Origin of the sequence: Brevundimonas sp. UBA7534 (assembly GCF_002479325.1) — a bacterium.
In the GTDB taxonomy this organism is placed as follows: Bacteria; Pseudomonadota; Alphaproteobacteria; order Caulobacterales; family Caulobacteraceae; genus Brevundimonas.
Genome location: NZ_DLMO01000054.1, coordinates 17,319 through 21,049 on the forward strand (window position 1 = coordinate 17,319; position 3,731 = coordinate 21,049).

General features: G+C 68.6%; 3 protein-coding genes and 1 pseudogene. 2 read left to right on the forward strand and 2 right to left on the reverse strand.

Features of this window, described 5'->3' with window-relative positions; all coding sequences use genetic code 11:
• Both B2U11_RS03925 and ahpF read left to right on the forward strand, forming a co-directional pair.
• Positions 1-255 (forward strand): annotated as a pseudogene (locus tag B2U11_RS03925) (peroxiredoxin); the annotation flags it as partial.
• 191 nt (positions 256-446) lie between these two features.
• Positions 447-2,033: an alkyl hydroperoxide reductase subunit F gene (gene ahpF / locus B2U11_RS03930; RefSeq protein ID WP_292070090.1), complete on the forward strand. Its 1,587-nt coding sequence runs from the start codon at positions 447-449 to the stop codon at positions 2,031-2,033.
• Positions 2,034-2,079: 46 nt separating this feature from the next.
• Here the strand turns inward: ahpF and B2U11_RS03935 are convergent, their stop codons facing one another.
• The gene (locus B2U11_RS03935; RefSeq protein WP_292070091.1) at positions 2,080-3,354 is read right to left on the reverse strand and encodes an NAD(P)/FAD-dependent oxidoreductase; all 1,275 of its coding nucleotides are present in this window, start codon (positions 3,352-3,354) and stop codon (positions 2,080-2,082) included.
• Positions 3,355-3,386: 32 nt separating this feature from the next.
• Positions 3,387-3,731, reverse strand: a 345-nt coding sequence (locus tag B2U11_RS03940; RefSeq protein WP_414632930.1) for an alpha/beta hydrolase, incomplete at its 5' end; no start/stop codon positions are given.

Below are 3,731 nucleotides of genomic sequence, written 5' to 3' on the forward strand. Positions count from 1 at the left end.
TTCACCAACAACTTTGACGTGATGCGTCCCGGCGTGGGCCTGGCCGACCGCGCGACCTTCCTGGTCGATCCGGACGGCGTGATCCAGTTCATGGAGATCACCTCGGAAGGCGTGGGCCGCAACGCCGCCGAGCTGCTGCGCAAGATCAAGGCCGCCCAGTACGTGCGTTCGCACCCGGGCGAAGTCTGCCCGGCCAAGTGGGAAGAGGGTGAGGCCACCCTGGCCCCGTCGCTGGACCTGGTCGGCAAGATCTAAGCCCGACGACCCAGACAGACCGGCGGCGCGTCGCGTTTTCGCCGCCGGTTCCCGGCGCCCGGTCCGACCGGGCGTCGCACGAGGCCGCGGGGTGCATGTAGTGTTTCCGTCCCCGCGGCCTTTTTGCGTCCGCTCCTCGCCCGCAGCGGCTGGAGGACGGCGCAGTCCACCCGAGATTTTGTGAGGTTCCGATGCTCGACGCCAATCTGAAAACCCAGCTGGAAGGCTATCTGAAGAACATCGTGCATCCGGTCGAGCTGGTCGCCTCGCTGGGGGCCGGGCCGAAGTCGCAGGAGCTGAAGGCCCTGCTGGAGGACATCGTCTCGGTCTCGCACGGCAAGGTGGAGATGGGCCGCGACTTCGACGACGTGCGCCAGCCCAGCTTCCTGATCCGCCGCAAGGGGACCGACATCGGCGTGCGCTTCGCCGGCATTCCGCTGGGCCACGAGTTCACCTCGCTGGTGCTGGCCCTGCTGCACGTCGGCGGCCATCCGTCCAAGGCGGCGCAGGAGGTGATCCAGCAGGTCAAGGACCTGGACGGCGACTACCTGTTCGAGACCTATTTCTCGCTGTCGTGCCAGAACTGCCCCGACGTGGTGCAGGCGCTGAACCTGATGAGCGTGCTGAACCCGCGTATCAAGCACGTCGCCATCGAGGGCGGCCTGTTCAAGGACGAGGTGGAGGCGCGCAAGGTCATGGCTGTGCCGACCGTCTTCCTGAACGGAGAACTGTTCGGGCAGGGGCGGATGGAGCTGGAGCAGATCGTCGCCCGGATCGACAGCGGCGCCGATGCCAAGGCGGCCGAGAAGATCAAGGCCAAGGATCCGTTCGACGTCCTGGTGGTCGGCGGCGGTCCCGCCGGCGCGGCGGCGGCCATCTACACCGCCCGCAAGGGCATCCGCACCGGCGTCGCGGCCGAGCGGTTCGGCGGCCAGGTGCTGGATACGATGGCGATCGAGAACTTCATCTCGGTGCCGCACACCGAGGGGCCGAAGCTGGCCGCCCACCTGGAACAGCACGTCCGCGAATACGAGGTGGACATCATGAACCTGCAGCGGGCGTCGCGGCTGATCCCGTCCAAGGTTCCGGGCGGCCTGCACGAGGTGCAGCTGGAGAACGGCGCCAGCCTGAAGGCGCGCACCGTGATCCTGTCGACCGGCGCGCGCTGGCGGCAGATGAACGTGCCGGGCGAGGACCAGTATCGGAACAAGGGCGTGGCCTATTGCCCGCACTGCGACGGGCCGCTGTTCAAGGGCAAGCGCGTGGCGGTGATCGGCGGCGGCAACTCGGGCGTCGAGGCGGCCATCGACCTGGCGGGCATCGTGGCCCACGTCACCCTGATCGAGTTCGACAGCGAACTGCGGGCCGATGCGGTGTTGCAGAGGAAGCTGGCGACCCTGCCGAACGTGAAGATCGTCACCTCGGCCCTGACGACCGAGGTGATGGGCGACGGCGAGAAGGTGACGGGCCTGGTCTACAAGGACCGCAACTCGGATGCGGTGCACGAGGTCCAGCTGGAAGGCGTGTTCGTTCAGATCGGTCTGGTCCCGAACACCGAATGGCTGCACGGCGCGGTGGCCCTGACGCCGCGCGGCGAGATCGAGGTCGATCATCGGGGCGAAACGAGCCAGCCGGGGATCTTCGCGGCGGGCGATGCGACGACGACGCCCTACAAGCAGATCGTGATCGCCATGGGCGAAGGCTCCAAAGCCGGCCTGTCGGCCTTCGACTACCTGATCCGCACCGTGCCGGCGGAAGAGGCGGCCGAGGCGGCGTAAGTCCGTCCGCGCCCCGTCCGGTTTCGCCGGACGGGGCTTTCGGGCCTTAGTGCAGCTTCAAACGGCCGGAGACGCGGCGGTGAAGCAGGCGCGACAGGGCCAGAAGCGCCGTGCGGCGCACGCCGATGATGGCGCGGTGGTGGTCCAGGTGCAGGGCCATATAGGCCCACTTGGCCAACAGACCTTCGATCAGGAAGTTCGGCCCCATCAGCCCGCCCATCAGCGAGCCGACGCCGCGGCCTTCGCCCAGGGACACCAGCGAGCCCCGGTCGCGATAGACGTAGGGGCCGGGATCACGATCCGGGCGCGCCAGCGCCTTGGCCAGATAGACCGCCTGCTGGGCGGCGGCCTGGGCGCGGGCGGGCACGGGGCGTGCCTCGGGACCTGGCGCCTGGGCGCAGTCGCCCATCGCATAAATGCCGGACGCCGAGGTCCGCAGATGGTCGTCGACGACGAACTGGTTGAGGCGGCCGGTCTCCAGCCCAAAGCCGCGATTGGCGTCGTCGGCCTTCACTCCGGCGGCCCAGACGATCAGGTCGGCGGAGACGTCGCCCCGGCTGGTCTCGACCCGGTCGGCGTGGACGGCCTGGACATTGGCGTCGGTGAGCAGGCGCACGCCCTTGGCCTGGAGCGCCCGGGCCGCCTTTTCCGCCACGTCCGGCGACAGCCCGCCCAGGATGCGGGGCGCAGCCTCGATCAGCGTGACGGACAGGGCGAAGCGCTGGTCCTCGGTCAGGCCGGCGGACAGTTCGTCGTGCCCCTCGATCAGTTCGGTGGACAGCTCGACGCCGGTGGCGCCGGCGCCGACGATGGCGATGTCCAGGGTCCGCTCGTCCGAATAGGCGGCGGCCAGGAAGGCGGCGGTCAGACGCTTGTTGAAGCTCTCGGCGTCGGCGACGTCCTCGAGCAGATGGGCGTGCTCGGCCGCGCCCGGCGTATCGAACAGATTGGATCCGCTGCCCGTGGCCAGGACCAGGGTGCGAAAGGCCAGCTGGCGGGCCGGGATCAGCTGTTCGTCGTCGTCGTCGCGGACTTCGGCCAGGGTCAGGGTTCGGCCTTCAGGGTCGAGGGCCTCCAGATCGCCGAAGGCGAAGCTGAAGTGATTGCGCCGCGCCAGAACGGGATAGGACAGACCCTCCTGGTGGCTGTCCAACGAACCGGCGGCCACCTCGTGCAGGCTGGGCTTCCACAGGTGGAAGATGGATCGGTCGATCAGAAGGACACGGCGACGCCCTTCGCGCGGGCCGAACCGACGCCCCAGGCGGGCGGCGAGCTCAAGCCCGCCGGCGCCGCCGCCGATGATGACGATGTCGTGCTTCATCCGGGCCTCCAAGGTGCGACCCGAAGATGGGATCAGGCCGGGTTTTCTTCCAGGCGCTTGTCCAGATAGGCGCCGACGCGGCGGTCGACGGCGTCGAGGTGGTCCTGCCAGAAGTGGCTGGCGCCCTCTTCCAGTTCGTAGTCGATGACGATGCCCTTCTGGGTGCGCAGCTTGTTGACCACGCGCTCCACCTCGATCGGGGGCACGATGGTGTCGGCCGTGCCGTGCAGGAACAGGCCGGACGCCGGGCAGGGGGCCAGGAAGCTGAAGTCATAGATGTTCGACGGCGGCGACACCGAGATGAAGCCGTCGGTCTCGGGGCGGCGCATCAGCAGTTGCATCCCGATATAGGCGCCGAACTGATAGCCCGCGACCCA

Bases quoted from the DNA above. Each gene is read 5' to 3' on its own strand.
- ahpF (WP_292070090.1), top strand. From the start codon at position 447: ATGCTCGACGCCAATCTGAAAACCCAGCTGGAAGGCTATCTGAAGAAC.
- B2U11_RS03935 (WP_292070091.1), bottom strand. From the start codon at position 3,354: ATGAAGCACGACATCGTCATCATCGGCGGCGGCGCCGGCGGGCTTGAG.